Genomic DNA, 20,125 nt, shown 5'->3' with positions numbered 1-20,125 from the left:
CCGCGCAAGAACCCCGAAAGGCCAGAGGCACCGGATGACCAACACCCCCGTCCCCCCGTCCGACGTCACCGCCGCCGACGAGGCAGCCACTGCCGTTGCCGACGCCGCCCCCGACGCCGGAGCGGACTGGTCCGACGCCGCGTGGGAACTGGCCGCGGCCCAGCCGGCAAAGCCCGAGCCCGCATCGGCGAGCGAGGCGGCGGCCGAGGCCATGGCCGGCTTTTCCGGCGATACCAAGACGCTGAGCCAGGAGGAGATCGACCGGCTGCTGAATTTCGCCGCGCCCGAGGGCGGCGGGGTGGAGATGAGCGCAATCCAGCGGCTGGTCAGCTCGACGACGGTCAACAAGGACCGGCTGCCGATGCTGGACGTGGTGTTCGACCGCATGGTGCGGCTGCTGAACACCTCGCTGCGCCAGTTCGCCTCGACCAACGTGGAGGCGTCGCTGTCGAAGATCGAATGGCTGCGCTACACCGACTTCCAGGACGCCATAGAGCTGCCGGCCCTGATCGGCGTCGCCCGCGCCGAGCCGTGGGACAACCAGATGCTGGTCACCATCGACAGCGCGCTGATCTATTGCATGATGGACGTGCTGCTGGGCGGCCGGCGCTCGCGGCCGGGGCGGATCGACGGGCGGGCCTACACGTCGATCGAACGCAAGATGACCGAGCGGATGATGAAGGTGGTGCTCCAGGATCTGGGGCAGTCCTTCGACCCGCTGGCCCAGGTCGATTTCGTCTTCGACCGGCTGGAGATCAACCCGCAGTTCGCCACCATCACGCGCGCCACCAACGCCATCATCCGCGTGCGCATCGCCGTGGAGGTGGAGCGGCGCACCGGCCACATCGACATCGTCATCCCCTACGCCACGCTGGAGCCGGTCCGCGGCAAGCTGGTGCAGATGTTCATGGGCGAGAAGTTCGGCCACGACACCGTGTGGGAAAACCACCTGAAGAACGAGCTGATGCGCTCCAAGCTGGAGCTGGTCGCCGTGCTGGCCGAAACCAAGGTTCCGCTGGGCGAGGTGCTGGCCTGGCAGAAGGGCCAGTCGCTGAAGCTGCGCATCAACCCCGATTCCACCATCCTGGTCTTCAGCAAGACCATCCCGCTGTTCGCCGGCCATATGGGACAGCGCAACGACAACATCGCGGTGAAGATCGACACCGATCTCGACACCAAGCAGGAGCTGATCGATGGTCTCCTTTCTCATTGACGCGGCCCTGGCGGTGATGCTGGTCACGGCGACCGCCTATCTGGTCATCGTCAACAAGCGGCTGAAGCTGCTGCGCACCGGCCAATCCGAGATCAACGCGCTGGTGTCGACCTTCTCGCGGTCGATCGACGACACCGACGCCTCGATGAAGCGCATGGTCGCGTCGGCCACCGACATCGCGACCCGCCTGTCCGACGACCTGGACCGCGCCAAGGGCGTCAAGGAGGACATGTCCCTGCTGCTGGGATCCTGCGAGCGCACCGCCACCCGCATGGAGGAATCGGTGCAGCATGCCCGCGCCCTGCTGCGCCGGCTGGACGAGGGGGCGATGCGCACCGCCCGCAACCGCCCGCGCGCCGAAGGCCCGGACGCCGCCGACGGCGAGGCTTCCCTTGCGGCGCCTCCCACCCCTGTGCCCCCTGCCCCTGCGCCCCCTGCCCCTGCGACCATGACCGAGCCCATTCCGACCGCAACCCTGCTGTCCGCGCTGAAAGCCGCGGCGGAGCCCGGCGACGGCGAGTTCCGGGCGCTGGAGACGACGCTGCGCGCGACGCCGGCCGCACCGGGGCCGGCGCCGGTCACCACCCCGGCGCCGGTGAAGGCTGCGGCCAGCGCCTTCTACGCGCGGCTGCGCACCGTCGGATCGGAGGGGTGAGCATGATCCCGCGCATCCTTCCCATCACCCTGGTCGCCGTCCTGATGGTGCTGCCGCTCAAGCTCGGCGCGCTGGTCGACGGTTTCCCGGTGATCGCCCAGCAGTTCGACCGCGAGTTCGGCGCCCATGAGCGCCCCTGGGCGACCGACCTGAAGGCCACCGACCCCGCCAAGGCCGAGGCCCAGCCCGCTCCCGCCCTCCCCGTCGCCGTTCCCGTCGCCCTGCCGGTTTCCGCCCCGGTGGCGGAGGCGCCGCCGCCGGTGGCGCTGGCCCCGCCCAACTGCACCGACCCGCTGTTGCGCGCCGCCATCGACGAGCAGAAGGCCGACGGCGCCGGCCGCCAGAACCGCCTGCGCGAGGCCGAGGCGGTGCTCGCCGCCACCGAGGCGCGGGTCGGCACCCAGATCCAGCGGCTGAACGGCGTCAAGCGCGAGGTCGAGGCGCTGATGACCCAGCGCTCGACCCTCCAGCAGGAGGATCTGAAGCGGATGGTTGCGATCTACGAGGCGATGAAGCCGCGCGACGCCGCCCGCATCCTGAGCGAGCTGGAGACCGACATCGTCGTCGACGTGCTCGACCGCATCGCCGAGCGGCGCACCGCCCCGATCCTGGCCGAGATGGCCGACGCCAAGGCGCGCGAGGTGACGCGGCTGATCCTGCAACGCCGTGCCCTGCCCGGCGACCGCAAGGCGGCTCCCGCCCCCGTCGCGGCGGCGGTTTTCCAGCCGCGCCCGGTCGCGGCCAACTAGTTTCACAGCCGAGTCCAAAGCCATGACCAGCATGCCCGACGCCGTCGCGGCCCCGCCCCGCCCCGCCCCTGCCCCGGCCTCGCCGCACCGCAGCGGCTCGGCCGGCGACGACGCGCGCGACGACGACTTCGCCAGCCTGATGGACGATGCCGCGGAGGATGAGACCGACGAGGCGGCAACCCGCCCCGACCGTCTGCGCAAACGCCGGGATCCGCACGCCGACGGTGCCGCCGCGGCACAGGCGTCGGTCGCCCAGGCTGCCGTTCAAGCCGCCGTGCAGGCGAACGGCGGCACCGAGGCGCCGCTCATGCCCTGGACGGTCGCCGCCCAGCCGGCCGCCGCCACGGCACGGACGGCGGAAGGCGCCGGCACAAATAGCGCCGGACCCGACGACGCCGCACCGCAGATGCCGGCTCCTCCGCAAGCCGGACAGCCGCCGACCGCAGACCAGACCGCCGCCAACCAGACCGCCGCCGGCCAAGCAGCCGCCAACCAGACCGCCGGAACCGCATCGCCCGGAACGCCGCAGCCAAGCCCCGCAGCTGCGGCCACCCCCGACGCGGCCCCGGCGTCCGCCGCCGATCCGGCATCCGCGCCGCGCCCCTCCGCCGGCCCGGCGCAGCCACAGACCGCCACCGCCGAAGCCGCCCCCACAACCGGCCCCGCGGCGCAAGGCGACGCCGGCCAGCCGACGCCGGCCGCCACCATGGCCGCCGCCGACATCGCGGAACCGGCCGATGGCGGGCGCGAGAGCCGGCGGGCCGAGAGCACCGACCCGCGCACCGCCGGCCGCGCCGCCCGCGGAACCGGCCGCCCGGACAGCGCTGCCAAATCCGAACAGCCCGGCGCCGCGCCGCAGCCCGGCAAGCCGCCGGCCGCCGACTTCGCCCCCACCGCCGCCCAGGGCACCGCCCAGCCGGCGACACCCCCCGCCGACTTCGCCGCCGCACCGCCGGCCGGCAGCGGCGGCACCCCGCCCGCCACCGGATTCGAGGCGGTGCCGACCCTGCCGGCCCAGGCAGCCACCCATTATGCGGCGGCGGCCGCCTCCGGCCGGGCGGCGACGGCGCACAGCCCGGCGATGGCGCAGCTTGCCGCCCCGCTGGTCCGCGTGCTCGAAGCCGGCGGCGGCGCCTTCCACATCGACCTCGCCCCGGCGGAGCTCGGCCGCATCCGCGTGGTCGCCGACGTCAGCGACGGCAAGGTGGCCTTGACCGTCCAGGCCGAGCAGGCCGACACGCTGGCCCTGCTGCGGCGCGACATGCAGCAGCTCGAACGGGCGCTGGGCGACGCCGGCCTGTCGCTCGACAATGCAAGCCTCCAGTTCTCGCTGCAGGGCGACGGCCAGTCTCGCGGCTTCGCCGCACCCGGCCAGGACGGCCGGTCCGGCGGCTGGCGGACCGCCGCCGTCGCCGAAACCGCTCCCGACCCCGACTCCCATGGCGACCGCCCGATGCGCCCGATCGACGGGCTGGTCGACGTCACCGTCTGAAGAAGGCCCGACCCATGACCGCCACCCCCGCCCCCACCACCACCGCGACCACCGCCGCGAAAAACGCCGCCCAGACGGCTGCGGCGACCGGCGAGGCCAAGAAGGCCACGGTCGATTACGAGTCCTTCCTGAAGCTGCTGACCGCCCAGCTGCGCAACCAGGATCCGCTGGCGCCGATGGACGCGACCCAGTTCATGACGCAGCTGGCCCAGCTGTCGACCGTCGAACAATCGATGCGCTCCAACGACACGCTGGGCCAGGTGCTCGACACGCTGAAGAGCAGCGGCATGCGCATGGACATGGCGCTGCTCGGCCGCAAGGTGGAGGTGGAGTCGGACCAGCTGTCGCTGAGCGAGGGCAAGGCGCAGGCGGCCTATACGGTGGACGGCACGCCGGCCAGCGTGAAGCTGGAGGTGCTGAACGCCGCCGGTGCCGTGGTCTACGGCACGTCGGGCAGCCTGCAGCCCGGCCGGCAGGTCTTCGACTGGACCGGCAAGACCAGCGCCGGCGCCACCGCGCCCGACGGCCTCTATACCCTGCGGGTGACGGCGAAGGACAAGGACGGCAAGGCACTGACCGCCGCCACCGTCATCACCGACACGGTGGCCGAGGTGCGCAGCGTCGACGGCGCCACCAAGTTCGTGCTGAAGAACGGCGCCACCGTCGGGTCGGACGCCGTGCTTTCGGCCTCCTGAACCGGACCGCATCCCTCTCCCCCCTGGGGAGAGGGATGCGCCAACCGCTCACAGGCGGGTGTTGTCCTGGCGCAGCAGCCGGTCGATCAGCACCGACCGCACCGGCCGCACCCCTCCGGCCTGCTGACCGCCTTCCGGCCCGGCGAAGGAACCGTTGGCGCTGGCCAGCAGGGCGGCGGCGACCCCATGCGGATCGACCGACGGCCCGTTGAAGCGGCCATGGCCGGCCAGGTCGAACAGCGCCTCCAGCATGGCGCTGCGCGCGTGCGGCAGGCGACGGCGGACCGCCAGCGCGTCGTCGGCGCTGGCCGCCTCCAGCGTCACCTGGGTCAGGATGAAGGCGACGGTCCGCCCCTGCTCCAGCATCGGCACGATCAGTTGCCCGGCCTCGACATAATGGGGGCTGGCGGCCGGTGCCGCGGCATCGCCCGGCGCCGCGGCCGGGCCGCCGGGTGCCGGCTCGGACGGCAGGGCATCGAAACGGCCGAAGCCGTAGCCGCCGGCAAAGGCGAGCGCGGCAGCCACGGCGAACGGCAGGACGGCTTTCATGGCGGGGTCCGTCAGAAGGGCAGGACCACGTCCAGCACCTGCTGGCCGTAGCGCGGCTGCTGCACGTCGGTGATCTGGCCGCGGCCGCCATAGGTGATGCGCGCCTCGGCGATCTTGTCGTAATCGATGGTGTTGGCGTTGCTGATGTCCTCCGGCCGCAGGACGCCGGCGATCCGCATCTCGCGCAGCTCGTAGTTCACCCGCACCTCCTGCCGGCCGGCGATGACGAAATTGCCGTTGGGCAGCACCTGGGTCACCACGGCGGCGACGCGCATGGCGATGCGCTCGTTGCGCTGGATGGTGCCGTTGCCGCTCGAACTGCTGGTGCTGTCCAGATCGACCAGGCTCGACGGGTCGACCGCGTCGGGCAGCACCGCCGGCAGCCGGCTTTCCAGCCCGAAGAAGTTCGGCAGCCCGGCCTTCTCGCTGTTGGAGCGCCCGCGCTGGGTGGTGTTGCGCATCTGCGCCTGATCGGAGATGTCGATGACCACGGTCAGCAGGTCGCCCACCGCCTTGGCGCGCGGGTCGCGGAAGAAGTCGCGCGACCCGGTGCGCCACAGCGAGCTCGGGATCTGCTCGGCCGTCGTCGGCTGCGGCATCGGCAGCGAGATCACCCGCGCCTCGGGCTGGAGCCCCGGATTGGAGATCTCCGACAGGCTGGGAGCGCTGCCGATGTCGGCCAGCCGCGCGCAGCCGCCCGTCGCGAGGGAGAGCAGCAGGATGGGGACGAGCGCGGTGCGCATGGCGGAAGCTCCCGGACTGGAGTGGCGGTAAGGTGTCGGCGACTCAGGGCCGCGCTGGCTGCTGGGCAGATCACTGCTGGGCAAAGGACTGCTGGGAGGCTTGCGGAACGCGCGGCCCGCTCACCGACACGGTTTCCGCGCCGGTGACGGTGCCGGTGACGATGGTGCTGCTGGCGATGTTCATGACGCGGACGACATCGCCGACGCCGCCCTCCTGCAAGGCCCGGCCGCGCGCCGCCAGCATCAGCGCGCCATCCTCATAGACCAGCGTCACCGGCCGGTTGCGCTGCACGACGATGGGCGACCCCACCGATCCGACCTGGATCAGCCGTCCGGCCGGGATCTGCCGGCGCGGCGACAGGCCGACCAGCGCGTCGGCGTCGGCGATGAATCCGGCACCGGCCCGCCCGATCGACAGGCGGATGGTGGTGAGGTCGGCCGCCTCGATGATCTCGCCCGGCCGGATGCGGCGCACCGGCACCGGCATCGCCACCTCGATGTCCGCGCGCCCGCTGAGCTCGACGGTCCGGCCGTTGCTGACGATGCGGGCCTGGAAGATGCCGGTGCGCGGGTCGAGGCCGATGTCACGCACGGCGTCGAGCGGCCCCTCGAAGGGCATCCCCAGCGTCAGCGCCACCTGGGCATCCGCCGGCACCGCCGGGCCGAGCGAGGCCAGCAGCTCCTCGGCCAGCCGCGCCTCGATGGAACCGGCGGCAGGACCGGCGATGGCCGGGCCGGCGGCGAGAAGCGCCAGGACCAGCGCCATGCGGAGGGATCGCGCCACGATGCTCACCGCATGTTGGTCATGGTGGAGGCCATCTGGTCGCCGGCCTCGATCACCTTGGCGTTCATCTCGTAGGCGCGCTGGGCGGAGATCAGCTCGGTGATTTCCTGCACGACGTTGACGTTGGAGGATTCCAGGTATTTCTGCCGGATGGTGCCGAAGCCGGCCTGCCCTGCCAGCCCGTCCTGCGGCTCGCCGGAGGCCGGCGTGGCGCGGAACAGGTTGTCGCCCAGCGCCTCCAGCCCGGAATCGTTGACGAACACCGTCATCGCCAGCTGGCCCTGGTTGACCGGCTGGGTCTGGCCGTCGACATAGGCCAGCACCTCGCCCGAGCGGTTGATCACCACCTCGCGCGTGCCCTGCGGCACGGTGATGCCGGGGGCGATGGCGAAGCCGTCGGCGGTGACGATGCTGCCCTCCGGCGACAGCTTGAAGCTGCCGGCGCGGGTGTAGACCGTCTCGCCGCCCGGCTGGGTCACGTTGAAATAGCCGCGCCCCTCGATCGCCAGATCCAGCTCGTTGCCGGTGGAGGTCAGGTTGCCGGTGGTGTTGATGCGGTTGACCGAGGTCGGCCGCACGCCCAGGCCGACCTCGACCCCGGTCGGCACGATGGTGCCGCTGTCGGTCGACTGGCTGCCCTGGCGCCGCTCGGCCTGGTACATCAGATCCTGGAACTCGGCGCGCGACCGCTTGAAGGCGGTGGTGTTGATGTTGGCGATGTTGTTGGAGATGACCTCGACGTTCATCTGCTGGGCCATCATGCCGGTCGAGGCGATGCTGAGCACGCGCATGGGCGCTGTCTCCCTGGGATAAGGCTTTGACGCGTTAAGAGGATTTGCCGAGGCGGTTGATCGCGGAGCGCAGCAGGTCCTGCCCGTCGTCCACCATCTTGGTCACCGACTGGTAATCGCGGGTCAGGTCCATCATGCGGCCGATCTCGACGATGCCCTGCACGTTGGACCGCTCCACCTTGCCTTCCACCAGCCGGGTGTCGGGGGCGGGCCGCGCCTCCATCCCGTCGGCCGGCTCGAACAGCAGGTCGCCGGTCTGCTTCAGCAGCTGCGGATTGTCGAAGCGCGAGACGTTGATGCGGGCGATCACGTTGCCGTCGGCCGACAGCAGCCCATCCGACCCGATGCTGACCGTGCTGCTGTCGGACGGGATGACGATGGGCCGCCGGCCGTCGTCCAGCACCGGATAGCCGTTGGTGCCGACCAGCGTGCCGTCGGCGTCGCGGCGCAGCCGGCCGTCGCGGGTGTAGCGCACGCCGTCCGGCGCCTGCACCGACAGGAAGCCGTCGCCGTCCAGCGCCACGTCATAGGGGTTGCCGGTCTCGGTGAAGGCGCCGGCCCGCAGGTCTGTATAGGTGGACCGGTCGATGGTGAAGGCGATGCGGTCGGTCGGCTTGCGCCCGCCGGCCTCCATCGCGGTCTCGAACAGGGTGCGTTCGCCGCGGAAGCCGGCGGTATTCATGTTGGCGACATTGTTCGCCACCACGTCCAGCTGCCGCCGCAGCGCCATCTGGCGCGACAGTCCGATGTAAAGCTGGTTCTCCATCGCCGAACTCTCCGGTTTTGAACTCCGCCTTAATCTGGACGATGCAGTTTAAAGCAGGGTTTCAACCTGGACCGCCCCGGCCGGCTCCTTTCCGGACTTGGGATCGGTTTGACGATCATTTCGATAAAATGCGAGACGACTGCGATGAAACGGCGCCAGGATAAGGGAGCACGGGTCAAGGGAATGACCGACACCACGCTGGCCGTCACCTCGACGCTGGTCCTTGCCGTGCTGATGGCGCCCGCGGCCGGCGGCGCGGCGGCGCAGACCGCCGTCCGCGCGCAGCTCGGCGACCATGGCGACTATTCGCGGCTGGTGCTGTCGCTGCCCAGGGGCGAGGAGCCGGCGGTTTCGGTCGACGGCTGCGTGCTGCGCGTCGACGTCGCCAACCCGGCGCGGTGGCCGCTGGCGAGCCTGCACGACACCTATTCCAGGCGCCTGTCCGATTTCGTCGCGGTGGATGACGGGCGCAGCCTGACCGCGGCGATCCCCTGCGGCGCGCGGATCGCCAGCTTCGTCGAGCGGCGGATGCTGATCGTCGATGTGGGCGGCCTGCCGATCCCCGCCCGCAAGCCGGGAGCCCCGCCCCAAGTTCCCATGCAAGAGATCGCGCCGGAGGCCGTCGTCGCCACCACACAGCCCGATCCCGCGCCCCCGCCCGCGCCCCAACCCCCTTCGACGCCGGCCCGCCCTCCCATCCTGAACGAGGTCGCCGCGGCGCTGAACCCCATCGGCACCGCCAACGCGGCGCCCGCCAATCTCCCTCTCCCGCCCCAGCCGCAGCCCGGGGCGGGAGAGGGCATCGCCCCGCCCGCCGCCGTGGCCAGCCTGGAAAGCGAGGTCCGCTCCAGCGTCGAGGAGACGCTGCGCCAGCTGGAACGGCTGCCGGACCGCTCCCCGAAGCCCGCCCCGCAAGCCGCCGAACCGCCGAAGCCGGCACCGCCGCCGATCCCGGCGATGGATGTCGCCGGCTGGGCGGGCGAGGATTTCAACCGGACGCGCGAGGCGCTGCAACGGGCGCTGGACGGCGCGCAGGGCCGCGCCCGGGCCGAGGCGCAGATCGCCCTGGTCCGCTTCCTGCTGGCCCGCGCCATGGACGAGGAAGGGCGCGCGGCGCTGGAGGCGGCGGCCAGCCGGTCGCCGGCCCCCGACCAGCGCTACAGCCTGCGCATCCTGGGCGACGCCTTCCGCGCGCTCGACCGCGAGGACGAGCCGGACGACAACCTCTTCGTCCAGCTGCCGCCCGGCGCCATGCCCGACCATCATGTCTGGCGCAGCGTGGCATTGGCGCCGACCCGCTGGGCGGCGGCCAAGGACGGGCTGCCGATCGCGCTGCGCCGCCTGCTCGATTATCCGGCCGACCTGCGCAGCCGCCTGCTGACCACGCTCGCCGCCGCGGCGGACGCGGCCGGGGACGCCGCCGCCCTGAACCTGATCGTGCTGGAGATGATCACCGTCGATTCGACCGGGATGACCGACGGGCGGCTCGATTATTTCCGCGGCCGGCTGGCCGAGTTGAAGGCGGCGCCCGCCGATACCCCCGGGACCGCCCAGGGAGCCGCCCAGGGAGCCGCCCCGGGAGCCACCCTCGACGCCGCGCTGGAGCGCTACGACGCGGCGGCGGCGCACCGCCACGGCCCCTTCGCCCGCCGGGCGGAGGTGCGCGCCATCGAGCTGCGCCGCGGCCTGGGCCGCCTCGACGAGGATGGCGCCATCGCCGCGCTGGAGGCGCTGCGCTTCGCCTGGCGCGGCGACGAGATCGAGACCGAGGCGCTGGCCGCGCTCGGCGGCGCCTATGCCCGCAGCGGGCGGACCGACGCCGCGCTCGACATCTTCGGGCTGCTGGGCCGGCGCTTCGGCGCCACCGCGCGCGGCCGCGACGCGCTGTCGGCCGGACGCGGCCTGCTGGCCGCGGTGCTCGACCGGCTGGAACGGTCGCCGCCGGGCGGGCTCTATGCGCTGGCGCTCCAGGCCCGGCACGGCCGGCTGGTCGCGCTCGCCGACAGCCGCGACGGCGCCTTGCGCGGCCGCCTCGCCACGCTGCTGCTGCGCGACGGCTACGGGCTGGAGGCCGCCCGCATCCTGCACGCCCTGGCCGAGACCGCCGACGGCCCGCGCCGGGCGGAGCTTGGGGCGGTGCTGGCCCGCGCGCTGATCGACGGCGGCCGGGAGGCGGAGGCGCTGGACGTGCTGGCCCGCACCGGCGGCGCGGGGCTCGACCCCGCCCTGGCCGAGCGCCGCGCCCTGCTGCGCGCCGACGCGCTGCTCGGCGACGGCGACATGGTGCGGGCGCTCGACACGCTGCGGGGACTGGGCGGACCGGAGGCCGCGCGCCTGCGCGCCCATGGCCTGTTCGCCGCCGGCGAATGGCCGGCAGCCCGCAACGCCTTCGCCGACTTGGCCGCCACCGGGGCCGATCCGACGGCGGAGGACGTGGCGCTGCACGGCCTGTCCGCCTATCTGGCCGGCGACCCCGAGGCGCTGCGCGATCCCGACGGGACGCAGCGCGGGCGTCTGGCCGGCACCCGCTGGGCCGGGCTGCTCGACGCGCTGGCGCCGCCGCCGGCCGACGGCCCGCTGCGCGCGGAGCAGGTGGAGCGCGACCTCGCCGCGGCGGGCGCGCTCGACCGGCTGGCGAAGGCGTGGCGGGCAAAGCCCTGAATCGTAAAGCCGCTTTAAACGGCGCCCTGTAGCGTCGCGGACGGAAATACCCGCTCCCGGTCGCGACGGCCTGTGCACATCCGGAGAAGAAAACATGCGCTTGATGTTCGGGTTGATCGCGGTGTTCGCCAGCGTGCTCGGCGGTTTCTACGCGATGGGCGGGCGGATGGCGGTGCTGTGGCAGCCGGTGGAGATCGTCATCATCATCGGGGCGGGGATCGGCGGCTTCGCCATCGCCAACAGCCCGTCGGTGCTGCGCGACACGCTGCGGACCGTCGGCGCCATCGCCCGCGGGCGCACCACGCCGAAGAACGACTATCTCGACATGATCGCGCTGGTCTACGGCCTGCTGCGCGTCGCCAAGTCCAAGGGCATGTCGCAGATCGAGCCCGACATCGACAAGCCGGCCGACAGCCCGCTCTTCACCCAATATCCCAACGTCCTGCGCTACGACCGCTGCATGACCTTCCTGTGCGACTACCTGCGCCTGATCGCGCTGGGGCAGGACAACCCGCACGACCTGGAATCGCTGATGGCGGAGGAGCTCGACACGCTGGGCCGCGAGCTGAACCAGGTGCCGAAGGCGCTGCAGAACCTTGCCGACGCGCTGCCGGCGCTGGGCATCGTCGCCGCGGTGCTCGGCGTCATCAACGCCATGGGGGCGATCAGCGCGGCGCCGGAGGTGCTGGGCCACATGATCGGCGGCGCGCTGACCGGCACCTTCCTCGGCGTGCTGCTGTCCTACGGCATGGTCGGCCCGATCGCCAGCGCCGCCCGCCAGCGCCGCGAATCGGAACTGAACATGTATTTCTGCATCAAGGCGGCGCTGTGCGCCTACCTGCGCGGCAGCCCGCCGCAGGTCTGCGCCGAATATGCCCGCAAGGTGCTCTACACCGACATCCAGCCGAGCCTGGCCGAGGTCGAGGTCGCCACCACCCTGTCGTCGCAGGCCAAGGCCCGCGACGGCCGGCAGGCCGCGTGACCGCCGATGCCGCGCAAGACCGCCCTGCCCCCGATCATCGTCAAGCGCCATCTCGGCGGCCATGAGGAGGAGGAGCACAACGGCGCCTGGAAGCTGGCCTACGCCGACTTCGTGACGGCGATGATGACCTTCTTCCTGGTGATGTGGCTGATGAACATCACCACCACCGAACAGCGCAAGGGCATCGCCGACTATTTCAACCCGGTCGCGGTGTCGCAGAGCAACTCCGGCGCCGACGGCATGCTGGCCGGACGCTCGGTCGACAAGACCGGCTCGCTGACCACCCCCAACGCCGCCGGCGACCAGGCGAGCCCGGTCGCCTCGCCGCCGGTCGTCTCCTCGGTCGGCGACAGCGACCGCCAGCCGGCCGGCCGCAAGGACGCGATGCCCCATCCGCCGGGCGGCGCGGTGCCGCCGGTCGACCTGCTGCGCCCCGCTCCCGAGACCGCTCCGCCCGCCGGCGAAAGCGCGCCGCCTGCCGCCGGGGCCGGAACCGCCGCCGGCCAGAGCATCGGCGCGACCCGCGCCGAGCTGGAAGCGCTGCTCGACCGCCAGTCGGCCGAGCTGACCGAAAAGGTCGCGCTGGAGACGCTGGAGCAGGACCTGCGCCAGCGCATCGCCGCCTCGCCCGACCTCAACGCCCTGTCGGGCAGCCTGGTGATCCAGCAGGTACCGGAGGGGCTGCGGGTGCAGCTGACCGACCAGGCGCGCTTCTCGATGTTCAAGGTCGGCTCGGCCCAGATGAACGACCAGGGCCGCCGGCTGATGCGCATGGTGGCGGCGGCGCTGGCCGCGGTGCCCAACCCGATCGGCATCACCGGCCACACCGACGCGCTCGGCTATGCCGCCGATGCCAAGTACGGCAATTGGGAGCTGTCCAGCGACCGCGCCAACGCCGCCCGCCGCGAACTGCTGTCGGGCGGCATTCCGGGCACCCGCATCGTCCGGGTCGAGGGCCGCGCCGACCTCGACCATTTCGGCTCCAGCGACCCGCTGGACCCCAGCAACCGGCGGATCAGCATCACGCTGCTGCGCCGGCCGGGATAAGACGAAGCCATCACCTCAATTCCCAAGAAAAGCGCGGCGCATTTTAACAAAAGCGCCCGCTTTTTCTTTTAAAGCCCCTTTAAAACCGCTCCGCTACCGTCAGGCCCAACAGTCCTCCGCGGAGAATCCCGGGACACTCCCTTCGCCGTCCGTCCGCCGCCCCTTGGCGGCATGCCACGACGGCCAGTTCCCACGCCAGTTCCCACTGGTTGACCAGAGGATCCAAGGATGAGCCTGTACAGCGCCATGCGGTCCGGCATCAGCGGCATGTCCGCGCAAAGCGCGCGCCTCGCCGCCATCTCGGACAACATCAGCAACTCGCAGACCGCCGGCTACAAGCGGGCCACCGTGGATTTCTCCACCCTGGTCACGTCGCCGGGCGACCGCACCACCTATTCCGCCAGCGGCGTGCAGTCCAACGTGCATTACCAGGTGGAGCAGGACGGCACCCTGCTCGGCACCAGCTCGACCACCGACATGGCGATCAGCGGCAGCGGCTTCTTCGTCGTCGGCAACACGGCGACCGGCACGCCGGACTATGCGCTGACCCGCGCCGGCAGCTTCCTGCCCGACGACAGCGGCTTCCTGCGCAACACCGCCGGCCAGTATCTCCAGGGCTGGAAGCTGGACGCGAACGGCGGCCTCGGCACCGTCAACACCACCCGCTTCGACGACCTGGAAACCATCAACATCGGCAACCTCGCCTATGGCGGCAGCCGCACCACCCAGATGGGGCTGACCGGCAACCTGCCGGCCCAGGCCGCGGTCGGAACGAACTTCGCCACCACCACGACCTTCTACGACAGCCTCGGCAACGCGCAGGACATCAAGCTCGACTGGACGATGACCACCGCGCCCGATCCCTTGGTGCCCACCAACGGCGTCTGGACGCTCGCCATCACCCCGCCCGCCAACTACACGCTGGATCCGGCCCCGGCTCCGGCGGATCTCACCTTCACCTTCGCTTCGGTCGGCCCCTATGCGGGAACGATGGTGGATGCGACGGGCAATCCGGTGGGCAACAGTACGTTCAGCATCGTGTCCGGAACCAACGCCGCCGCTCCGACGCCCGACAGCTTCACGCTGAACGTCAGCAACATCACCCAGCTGCGCGGCGACTACGTGCCGCAGATCACCGCCGACGGCGCCAAGGCCGGCCGCGTCACCTCGGTCAACATCGACGAGACCGGCAAGCTGTGGGCGCTCTACGACAACGGCGCGCGCCAGGGGCTCTATCAGGTGCCGGTGGCCAACGTCACCAACCCGGACGGTCTGGTCACCCAGGCCGGCAACACCTACACGCTGGGCCGCGACAGCGGCACGCTGACCCTGTCGGCCGGCAACAGCGGCAAGGCCGGCACGGTGGTCGGCAGCGCGCTGGAACAGTCGAACGTCGACATCGCGACCGAGCTGGTGTCGCTGATCGAGACGCAGCGCGCCTATTCCTCGAACGCCACGCTGGTCCGCACCACCGACGAGCTGGTCGAAGAGACCACGCGCCTGAAGCGCTGACCGCGACGGAGCCCCGGCCATGACCGTCCAGCTTGCCCTGTCCGCCGCCCTGTCCGGCCTGCGCACCACGCAGCAGCAGGCGGCGCTGCTGTCGCACAACCTCGCCAACGCCACCACCGCCGGCTATGTCCGGCGTGACCTGAACCTGTCCGCGGTCGTCACCGCCGGCCAGGGCGGCGGCGTGCGCGTCGATTCCATCGGCCGCAAGGTCGACGAGCTGCTGATCCGCGACGCCCGCTACGAGACCAGCCGCTACACCGCGCAGGAGGCGCGGGCGTCGGCGCTGGCCGACTATGCGCTGGTGCTGGGCCAGCCGCAGGACCAGAAATCGGTCTCGACCCAGCTGTCCAAGCTGCAGCAGGCCTTTTCCCGCCTGCACGACATGCCCAACGACGACGCGGCGCAGAATGCGGTGGTGTCGCAGGCGACGGCGCTGGCCGCCGGGCTGAACAGCGCGGCCGACGCGGCGCAGGCGGTGATCGGCGATGCCCGCGACCGCCTGCAGACCTCGGTCGACACGGTGAACGCGGCGCTCCACCGCGTCGGCGACCTCAACGGCAGCATCGCGGCGCTGGAGGCGCGCGGCGGCGATGCCGGCGACCTGCGCGACGAGCGTGACCGCCTGCTCGACCAGGTGTCGCAGGAGATCGGCATCCGCACCTACACCGGCGACGACGGTCAGGTGGTGGTGATGACCCGCAACGGCCAGACCCTGATGGACCGCTCGCTGGAGCCCGGCGACACGCCGCTGGCGCTGGTCGGCGGCGAGTTGCAGATCAACGGCCAGCGTCTGGCCTGGCTCGGCGACGGCGCGCCACCCAGCGGCACCGCGCCCAACCCGGACACCGAGATCCAGACCGGCCGCATCATGGGCTATGTCCAGACCATCACCCGCGACATGCCGCGCGCGCTCGACCAGCTCGACCAGCTGGCCGAGGGGCTGGTGCAGGGCTTCCAGGCGGCGGAGGCCGACCCGGCCGGCGCCGGCCTGTTCGTCCTGGCCGCCGGCACCGACGGGGCTGCGGCGCGCATCGCCGTCAATCCGGCGGTGCAGGGGGAGAGCTGGCGGGTGCGCAGCGGCATCCAGGCCGCCGCCCCGCTGGAGCCGGGCGACCAGACCCAGATCGACAAGTTCCTGGGCGCCTTCACCGCGACCCATGCCTTCTCCGCGACCGACCTGACGATGCCCAACGCCACGCTCGGCGCCTACGCCACCGCCATGGTGTCGGCCCAGCAGGGCTACCGGACCGGGGCCGAGACCGAGATGAACGCCCGCAAGATCGGCGCCGACACGCTGGAGACGGCGCGCGTCAACCGCGACGGCGTCAACATCGACGACGAGATGCAGAAACTGCTGCTGATCGAGCAGAGCTACGGCGCCAGCGCCCAGGTGATCCAGGTCGCCGGGCGGATGATCGACATCCTGTTGCAGATCAAGGGATAAGGCCATGCTGTACAACGCCCTGTCCACCCTGGGCATGAGCCGCAAGCTGCAGGGCACCATGGCCCGGCAGCAGATGGATCTGGTCCGCGCCAACGAGGAGGTCGCGACCGGCGTCCATGCCGACGTCGCCGCCACCCTTGGCGCCTCGACCGGCCGCGACGTCGCGCTGCGCAACCTGTTCGACCGCACCGAGGAATACATCAAGACCACCGACCTGCTCGACGGGCGGATGGACATGATGGACAGCGCGATGACCAGCATCCTGGCGTCGGGCAACGACCTGCTGGCCGCCGCCTCGACCGGGCTGGGGCAGCAGTCGCCGACCGGGACCTCGCTGCAGATCCGGGCGCGCGGCGTGCTGGATCAGGTGGTCAGCCTGCTCAACGCCTCGGCGGGCAACGTCTACCTGTTCGCCGGCACCGCGCTGGACCAGCCGCCGATGCGCAACGTCGACGGCGACGATTCCGGCCCGCCGGCCCCGATGCAGATCGTCCGCGACGCGATCCAGGCAGCCAGCGGCGGCAATCCCGCCCCGACCACGGCGGCGGAGACCGCGGCGGTCGTCACCGCCCTGGACGCCCTGTTCGCGGTCTACGATCCGCCGGGCTCCGCGCCGCCGGACAGCTTCGAAGGCGGCCTCTACACCGGCACCACCGCCTATCGGGCCGGCGGCGGCGCCTCGCCGCGGGTCAGCGGCCGGCCGGCCGACTCCGCCACCATCGCCTACGGCGTCCAGGCCAACGACCCGATGATGCGCGAGCTGCTGGAGGGCATCTACATGCTGGCGGCGGTCGACACCTCCGCCATGCCGGTGGACGCCTATCCCGACTACATCAAGACCGCGGTCGACAAGCTGTCGGGCGGGCTTGGCAACCTGCGCGAGGCGACGGCGCAGCTCGGCATCCAGCGCGCCCAGGTCGCCACCGTCGCCGAACAGCACCGGACGCAGAAATCGATCCTGAACCTGCAGATCGACAATCTCGAAGGCGTCGACCCCTACGAGGCGAGCACGCGCATCAGCCAGCTGGAGGCGCAGCTCGACGCCACCGCCAGCGCCACCGCGCGCATCGCCAAGCTGCGCCTGTCGAACTACCTGTAGGCCCCGCCGGCCCAGCGACAACGGCCAGGCTCCAACGACCGGTAAGGCTCCCCATGCATCGCGCCTCCCCCTCCGCCCGGTTCAGCCCGGTCCGCCGCCCGGTCCAAGCCGTCGCCGCCTGCCTGCTGGCGCTCGCGCTGTGCTGGGGCTGGGCGGCCGCGGCGGCGGCGCAGACGCGGGTGAAGGATCTCGTCACCTTCGACGGGGTGCGCCGCAACCAGCTGGTCGGCTACGGTCTGGTGGTCGGGCTGAACGGCACCGGCGACCGGCTGATCAACACCCCCTTCACCGAACAGAGCCTGAAGGGGATGATGGAGCGGCTGGGCATCAACACCCGCGGCGAGACGCTGCGCACCCGCAACGCCGCGGCGGTGATGGTCACCGCCAGCCTGCCACCCTTCCCGCGCCAGGGCACCACCGTCGACGTCACCGTCTCGGCGCTGGGCGACGCCACCAGCCTGCTCGGCGGCACGCTGGTGGTCACGCCGCTGCTGGGCGCCGACGGCGAGGCCTATGCGGTCGCCCAGGGGCCGCTGTCGGTCAGCGGCTTTTCCGCCGGCGGTGCCGCGGCGACGGTGACCAAGGGGGTGCCGACCACCGCCCGCATCGCCAACGGCGCCACGGTGGAACGCGAGCTGAAATTCGCCCTCAACGACATCGGCGCGGTGCGGATGGCGCTGCGCAACCCCGACTTCACCACGGCGATCCGCATCGCCGACGCGGTGAACGGCCGGCTCGGCGCCGGCAACGCGCGGGTGGTGGATCTGACCACGGTCGACGTGCGGATCGCCGGCGGCTATGTCGGCAACGTCTCCCGCCTGATCGGCGAGATCGAGCAGCTGGCGGTGCGGCCCGACGGCGTCGCCCGCGTGGTGGTGGACGAGCGCAGCGGCACCATCGTCATCGGCGACGACGTGCGGGTCAGCCGCGTCGCCATCACCCAGGGCAACCTGACCGTCCGCGTGGTCGAGGCGCCGCAGGTGTCGCAGCCGCAGCCCTTCAGCAACGGCTCGACCGTCGTGGTGCCGCGCACCGACGTCCAGGTGCAGGAGGGCAACGGCCGCCAGTTCGTCACCGTCGGCGGCAATGTCAGCCTGCAGCAGCTGGTCAACGGGCTGAACGCGCTGGGGGTGGGGCCGCGCGACATGGTGGCGATCCTCCAGGCCATCAAGGCCGCCGGCGCCCTGCATGCCGACCTGGAAATCATCTGACCGCAAGAAGCCCGGAGCCGACGATGGACCTCGCAGCCCCCACCCTCCGTTCCACGCCGCAGGCGGCATCCAAACAGACATCCGCGCTGCCCGATCCGGCCGCCGCCGAAAAGGTTGCCGCCGAGAAGGTCGCCAAGGAGTTCGAGGCGATGATCGTCGGCCAGCTGATGGAGAGCATGTTCGCGGGCATGCGCGAAAGCCCGCTGTTCGGCGGCGGCGGCCCGGCGGAAAAGCCGTGGCGCAGCATGATGCTGCAGGAATACGGCAAGGCCATCGCCGAGTCCGGCGGGCTTGGCATCGGCCGGATGACGCATGACGAGATCGCCCGCCTCTACGCCGCCCAAGGGGCAGCCCAAGGCGCCGCCCAAACGGAGCGCACATCATGAGCGTCACCCTCAAGGACCTGATCCACGAGTTCGTTCCCGACCGCATCGCCGGAACCGCACCGGCCGAGGGTCCGGCCGCACCGGAACCCGGCTATGACGGCGCCACCGCGCTGCTGGTCCGCGACTTCCTCGACGCGGTCGAGGCGCTGTCGGCGGTGCTGGAGGAGGAGTCGGCCTGCATCGCCGCCGGCATGCTCGACCGGCTGGAGGTCTTCGCCCACCGCAAGGCGGCGATGGCCGAGCAGCTGGAATCCTCCGTGCTGCGGGCGCGCGACGAGGGCATCCGCCTGCCCGACGACCTGCGCGCGATGACGCTGGAGCGCATCGACCGGCTCGACCGGGCGGTGTCGGTCAACGCCTCCGGCCTCGTCGCCCTGCGCAAGGCGGTGCTGACCATCAACCGCAACCTGCTCGCCGCGCTGGAGAAGGCGTCGAGCGACGGCACCTATGCCCGCGACGGCCAGGCCCGCCGGCCGGTGGAGCTGTCGGCCTCCGGCCTGAACGCCTCGCTTTAGCCCCGGCCCTTCACGCTGGACAGTTCGCCCGCCTGCTCCAGCTTGATGATGCTGGCGACCAGCGCGCGCTGGAAGCCGCGCGCGTCCGACGGCAGCGCCACCCCGCTGCCGGTCGGCCAGAATTCGACGAAGGCGAGGTTGCCCTCCTCGCCTGCGCCCGGCCATTCGAAGGCGATGCCCAGCCCGATCTCCTTGGTCGTCCGCCGATGGTCGGTGACGAGGATCTGGGCCTCCCAATGCATGCCGCCGGTGCCCTTCTCCGCCCGCTGCTGGCTCCAGCCGCGCAGATAGTCGCGGAAGCTCTCGGACTGACGGTCGAGCCGCACATAGCTGGAGCGGTCTGTCACCGTCTGCGCCAGCCGGGTGGTATAGCGCGCCTGCGCCAGCGCCCGCGTCACCTCCGCGCACAGCTCGTCGATCTGGGCGAAGCTGCGCTTCACCGTGTCGGCAAGGGCGGTCGCCAGGGTGGGACCGCTCAGGGCCGCCTTGCCCTGGTCCTTGCGGTACATGTCGAAAAGATCGTCCGAATCGCCCATCGCCATTCCCACGCCAGCGCCGACGCCATCACATCCATGGGCGGACCGCACCCTACGAATTCAGCAAAAACACGTTAATAGCCGATGAAGCCGATGTGGAAAGGGATGTGGAAAGCCCGGCCGATCTTTCCTTGCGGACCGCCCGTTCGCCCGATATGTTACGTTATAACATTACATACCGGACCGCGACGCATGACGGGACAGCCATCAGGATGAAACTCTACTTTCGCGTGTATCTCTTTGGCGACGGTTGCCCTCTCCCGCCCCGGGAGAGGGAGGGGACCCACGAAGTGGG

The 20,125-nt window shown here is 71.5% G+C and carries 20 protein-coding genes; 14 read left to right on the top strand and 6 right to left on the bottom strand.

The annotated features are described in order from the left end of the window. The first annotated feature begins 34 nt into the window (after positions 1-34). The 5 genes from fliM to ABMY26_RS12080 are packed head-to-tail and all read left to right on the top strand — an operon-like array spanning position 35 to position 4,804. The gene (fliM, locus tag ABMY26_RS12100; protein WP_372395966.1) at positions 35-1,213 is read left to right on the top strand and encodes a flagellar motor switch protein FliM; all 1,179 of its coding nucleotides are present in this window, start codon (positions 35-37) and stop codon (positions 1,211-1,213) included. Beyond that, complete coding sequence (locus ABMY26_RS12095) at positions 1,194-1,868, top strand: DUF6468 domain-containing protein (RefSeq protein WP_372395965.1); 675 nt, start codon at positions 1,194-1,196, stop codon at positions 1,866-1,868. The genes fliM and ABMY26_RS12095 overlap by 20 nt, the downstream gene beginning before the upstream one ends. 2 nt (positions 1,869-1,870) lie before the next feature. After that, positions 1,871-2,617 (top strand): MotE family protein, encoded by a 747-nt coding sequence (locus ABMY26_RS12090; protein WP_372395964.1) that lies wholly within the window; start codon positions 1,871-1,873, stop codon positions 2,615-2,617. A gap of 22 nt (positions 2,618-2,639) precedes the next feature. Continuing rightward, a complete protein-coding gene (locus ABMY26_RS12085) occupies positions 2,640-4,109 on the top strand; it encodes a flagellar hook-length control protein FliK (protein WP_372395963.1) in 1,470 nt (489 codons plus the stop codon). Between the two features lie 14 nt (positions 4,110-4,123). Continuing rightward, positions 4,124-4,804: a flagellar hook assembly protein FlgD gene (locus ABMY26_RS12080; protein ID WP_372395962.1), complete on the top strand. Its 681-nt coding sequence runs from the start codon at positions 4,124-4,126 to the stop codon at positions 4,802-4,804. A 48-nt stretch (positions 4,805-4,852) separates the two neighbouring features. Here the strand turns inward: ABMY26_RS12080 and ABMY26_RS12075 are convergent, their stop codons facing one another. The 5 genes from ABMY26_RS12075 to flgF all read right to left on the bottom strand — a co-directional run bounded on the left by ABMY26_RS12075 (position 4,853) and on the right by flgF (position 8,437). Beyond that, positions 4,853-5,353, bottom strand: coding sequence for a hypothetical protein (locus ABMY26_RS12075; protein WP_372395961.1), 501 nt, complete (start codon positions 5,351-5,353; stop codon positions 4,853-4,855). 11 nt (positions 5,354-5,364) lie between these two features. Continuing rightward, the gene (gene flgH / locus ABMY26_RS12070; RefSeq protein ID WP_372395960.1) at positions 5,365-6,096 is read right to left on the bottom strand and encodes a flagellar basal body L-ring protein FlgH; all 732 of its coding nucleotides are present in this window, start codon (positions 6,094-6,096) and stop codon (positions 5,365-5,367) included. Between the two features lie 70 nt (positions 6,097-6,166). Further along, complete coding sequence (gene flgA / locus ABMY26_RS12065; protein WP_372395959.1) at positions 6,167-6,880, bottom strand: flagellar basal body P-ring formation chaperone FlgA; 714 nt, start codon at positions 6,878-6,880, stop codon at positions 6,167-6,169. Between the two features lie 5 nt (positions 6,881-6,885). Then, positions 6,886-7,671, bottom strand: coding sequence for a flagellar basal-body rod protein FlgG (flgG, locus tag ABMY26_RS12060; RefSeq protein WP_372395958.1), 786 nt, complete (start codon positions 7,669-7,671; stop codon positions 6,886-6,888). A gap of 34 nt (positions 7,672-7,705) precedes the next feature. Continuing rightward, positions 7,706-8,437 (bottom strand): flagellar basal-body rod protein FlgF, encoded by a 732-nt coding sequence (gene flgF, locus ABMY26_RS12055; RefSeq protein ID WP_372395957.1) that lies wholly within the window; start codon positions 8,435-8,437, stop codon positions 7,706-7,708. Positions 8,438-8,620: 183 nt separating this feature from the next. On the opposite strand from flgF, the gene ABMY26_RS12050 reads away from it, so the two are divergent. From ABMY26_RS12050 to ABMY26_RS12010, 9 genes are all read left to right on the top strand, one after another. Continuing rightward, the gene (locus ABMY26_RS12050; protein ID WP_372396503.1) at positions 8,621-11,098 is read left to right on the top strand and encodes a hypothetical protein; all 2,478 of its coding nucleotides are present in this window, start codon (positions 8,621-8,623) and stop codon (positions 11,096-11,098) included. Positions 11,099-11,192: 94 nt separating this feature from the next. Continuing rightward, a complete protein-coding gene (gene motA / locus ABMY26_RS12045) occupies positions 11,193-12,080 on the top strand; it encodes a flagellar motor stator protein MotA (RefSeq protein ID WP_045584864.1) in 888 nt (295 codons plus the stop codon). Between the two features lie 6 nt (positions 12,081-12,086). Beyond that, positions 12,087-13,127: a flagellar motor protein MotB gene (locus tag ABMY26_RS12040; RefSeq protein ID WP_372396502.1), complete on the top strand. Its 1,041-nt coding sequence runs from the start codon at positions 12,087-12,089 to the stop codon at positions 13,125-13,127. Between the two features lie 228 nt (positions 13,128-13,355). Then, complete coding sequence (locus ABMY26_RS12035; protein ID WP_372396501.1) at positions 13,356-14,639, top strand: flagellar hook protein FlgE; 1,284 nt, start codon at positions 13,356-13,358, stop codon at positions 14,637-14,639. Between the two features lie 19 nt (positions 14,640-14,658). Continuing rightward, the gene (flgK, locus tag ABMY26_RS12030; protein ID WP_372396500.1) at positions 14,659-16,083 is read left to right on the top strand and encodes a flagellar hook-associated protein FlgK; all 1,425 of its coding nucleotides are present in this window, start codon (positions 14,659-14,661) and stop codon (positions 16,081-16,083) included. A 4-nt stretch (positions 16,084-16,087) separates the two neighbouring features. Beyond that, the gene (locus ABMY26_RS12025; protein ID WP_372396499.1) at positions 16,088-17,182 is read left to right on the top strand and encodes a flagellin; all 1,095 of its coding nucleotides are present in this window, start codon (positions 16,088-16,090) and stop codon (positions 17,180-17,182) included. 53 nt (positions 17,183-17,235) lie between these two features. Beyond that, positions 17,236-18,393 (top strand): flagellar basal body P-ring protein FlgI, encoded by a 1,158-nt coding sequence (locus ABMY26_RS12020; RefSeq protein ID WP_372396498.1) that lies wholly within the window; start codon positions 17,236-17,238, stop codon positions 18,391-18,393. Between the two features lie 23 nt (positions 18,394-18,416). Further along, the gene (locus ABMY26_RS12015) at positions 18,417-18,779 is read left to right on the top strand and encodes a rod-binding protein (RefSeq protein WP_372396497.1); all 363 of its coding nucleotides are present in this window, start codon (positions 18,417-18,419) and stop codon (positions 18,777-18,779) included. Next, positions 18,776-19,294, top strand: a complete 519-nt coding sequence (locus ABMY26_RS12010) for a flagellar protein FlgN (protein WP_372396496.1) — start codon at positions 18,776-18,778, stop codon at positions 19,292-19,294. Before ABMY26_RS12015 ends, ABMY26_RS12010 begins: the two co-directional genes overlap by 4 nt. Here ABMY26_RS12010 and ABMY26_RS12005 read toward each other — a convergent pair. Further along, positions 19,291-19,830 carry a hypothetical protein gene (locus ABMY26_RS12005; protein WP_372396495.1) on the bottom strand — a complete coding sequence of 180 codons (540 nt, stop codon included), beginning with the start codon at positions 19,828-19,830 and terminating at the stop codon, positions 19,291-19,293. The genes ABMY26_RS12010 and ABMY26_RS12005 overlap by 4 nt on opposite strands. Positions 19,831-20,125 lie beyond the last annotated feature (295 nt).

Source organism: Azospirillum sp. HJ39, assembly GCF_041507355.1.
Classification (GTDB): domain Bacteria; phylum Pseudomonadota; class Alphaproteobacteria; order Azospirillales; family Azospirillaceae; genus Azospirillum; species Azospirillum thiophilum.
Note: the sequence above shows the minus strand (reverse complement) of the source record. Positions and strands in the feature narration are given on the sequence as shown.

What these genes read in the sequence shown, in the direction of transcription:
- fliM (WP_372395966.1), top strand. Translation starts at nt 35, where the DNA reads ATGACCAACACCCCCGTCCCCCCGTCCGACGTCACCGCCGCCGACGAG.
- ABMY26_RS12095 (WP_372395965.1), top strand. Translation starts at nt 1,194, where the DNA reads ATGGTCTCCTTTCTCATTGACGCGGCCCTGGCGGTGATGCTGGTCACG.
- ABMY26_RS12090 (WP_372395964.1), top strand. Translation starts at nt 1,871, where the DNA reads ATGATCCCGCGCATCCTTCCCATCACCCTGGTCGCCGTCCTGATGGTG.
- ABMY26_RS12085 (WP_372395963.1), top strand. Translation starts at nt 2,640, where the DNA reads ATGACCAGCATGCCCGACGCCGTCGCGGCCCCGCCCCGCCCCGCCCCT.
- ABMY26_RS12080 (WP_372395962.1), top strand. Translation starts at nt 4,124, where the DNA reads ATGACCGCCACCCCCGCCCCCACCACCACCGCGACCACCGCCGCGAAA.
- ABMY26_RS12075 (WP_372395961.1), bottom strand. Translation starts at nt 5,353, where the DNA reads ATGAAAGCCGTCCTGCCGTTCGCCGTGGCTGCCGCGCTCGCCTTTGCC.
- flgH (WP_372395960.1), bottom strand. Translation starts at nt 6,096, where the DNA reads ATGCGCACCGCGCTCGTCCCCATCCTGCTGCTCTCCCTCGCGACGGGC.
- flgG (WP_372395958.1), bottom strand. Translation starts at nt 7,671, where the DNA reads ATGCGCGTGCTCAGCATCGCCTCGACCGGCATGATGGCCCAGCAGATG.
- flgF (WP_372395957.1), bottom strand. Translation starts at nt 8,437, where the DNA reads ATGGAGAACCAGCTTTACATCGGACTGTCGCGCCAGATGGCGCTGCGG.
- ABMY26_RS12050 (WP_372396503.1), top strand. Translation starts at nt 8,621, where the DNA reads ATGACCGACACCACGCTGGCCGTCACCTCGACGCTGGTCCTTGCCGTG.
- motA (WP_045584864.1), top strand. Translation starts at nt 11,193, where the DNA reads ATGCGCTTGATGTTCGGGTTGATCGCGGTGTTCGCCAGCGTGCTCGGC.
- ABMY26_RS12040 (WP_372396502.1), top strand. Translation starts at nt 12,087, where the DNA reads ATGCCGCGCAAGACCGCCCTGCCCCCGATCATCGTCAAGCGCCATCTC.
- ABMY26_RS12035 (WP_372396501.1), top strand. Translation starts at nt 13,356, where the DNA reads ATGAGCCTGTACAGCGCCATGCGGTCCGGCATCAGCGGCATGTCCGCG.
- flgK (WP_372396500.1), top strand. Translation starts at nt 14,659, where the DNA reads ATGACCGTCCAGCTTGCCCTGTCCGCCGCCCTGTCCGGCCTGCGCACC.
- ABMY26_RS12025 (WP_372396499.1), top strand. Translation starts at nt 16,088, where the DNA reads ATGCTGTACAACGCCCTGTCCACCCTGGGCATGAGCCGCAAGCTGCAG.
- ABMY26_RS12020 (WP_372396498.1), top strand. Translation starts at nt 17,236, where the DNA reads ATGCATCGCGCCTCCCCCTCCGCCCGGTTCAGCCCGGTCCGCCGCCCG.
- ABMY26_RS12015 (WP_372396497.1), top strand. Translation starts at nt 18,417, where the DNA reads ATGGACCTCGCAGCCCCCACCCTCCGTTCCACGCCGCAGGCGGCATCC.
- ABMY26_RS12010 (WP_372396496.1), top strand. Translation starts at nt 18,776, where the DNA reads ATGAGCGTCACCCTCAAGGACCTGATCCACGAGTTCGTTCCCGACCGC.
- ABMY26_RS12005 (WP_372396495.1), bottom strand. Translation starts at nt 19,830, where the DNA reads ATGGGCGATTCGGACGATCTTTTCGACATGTACCGCAAGGACCAGGGC.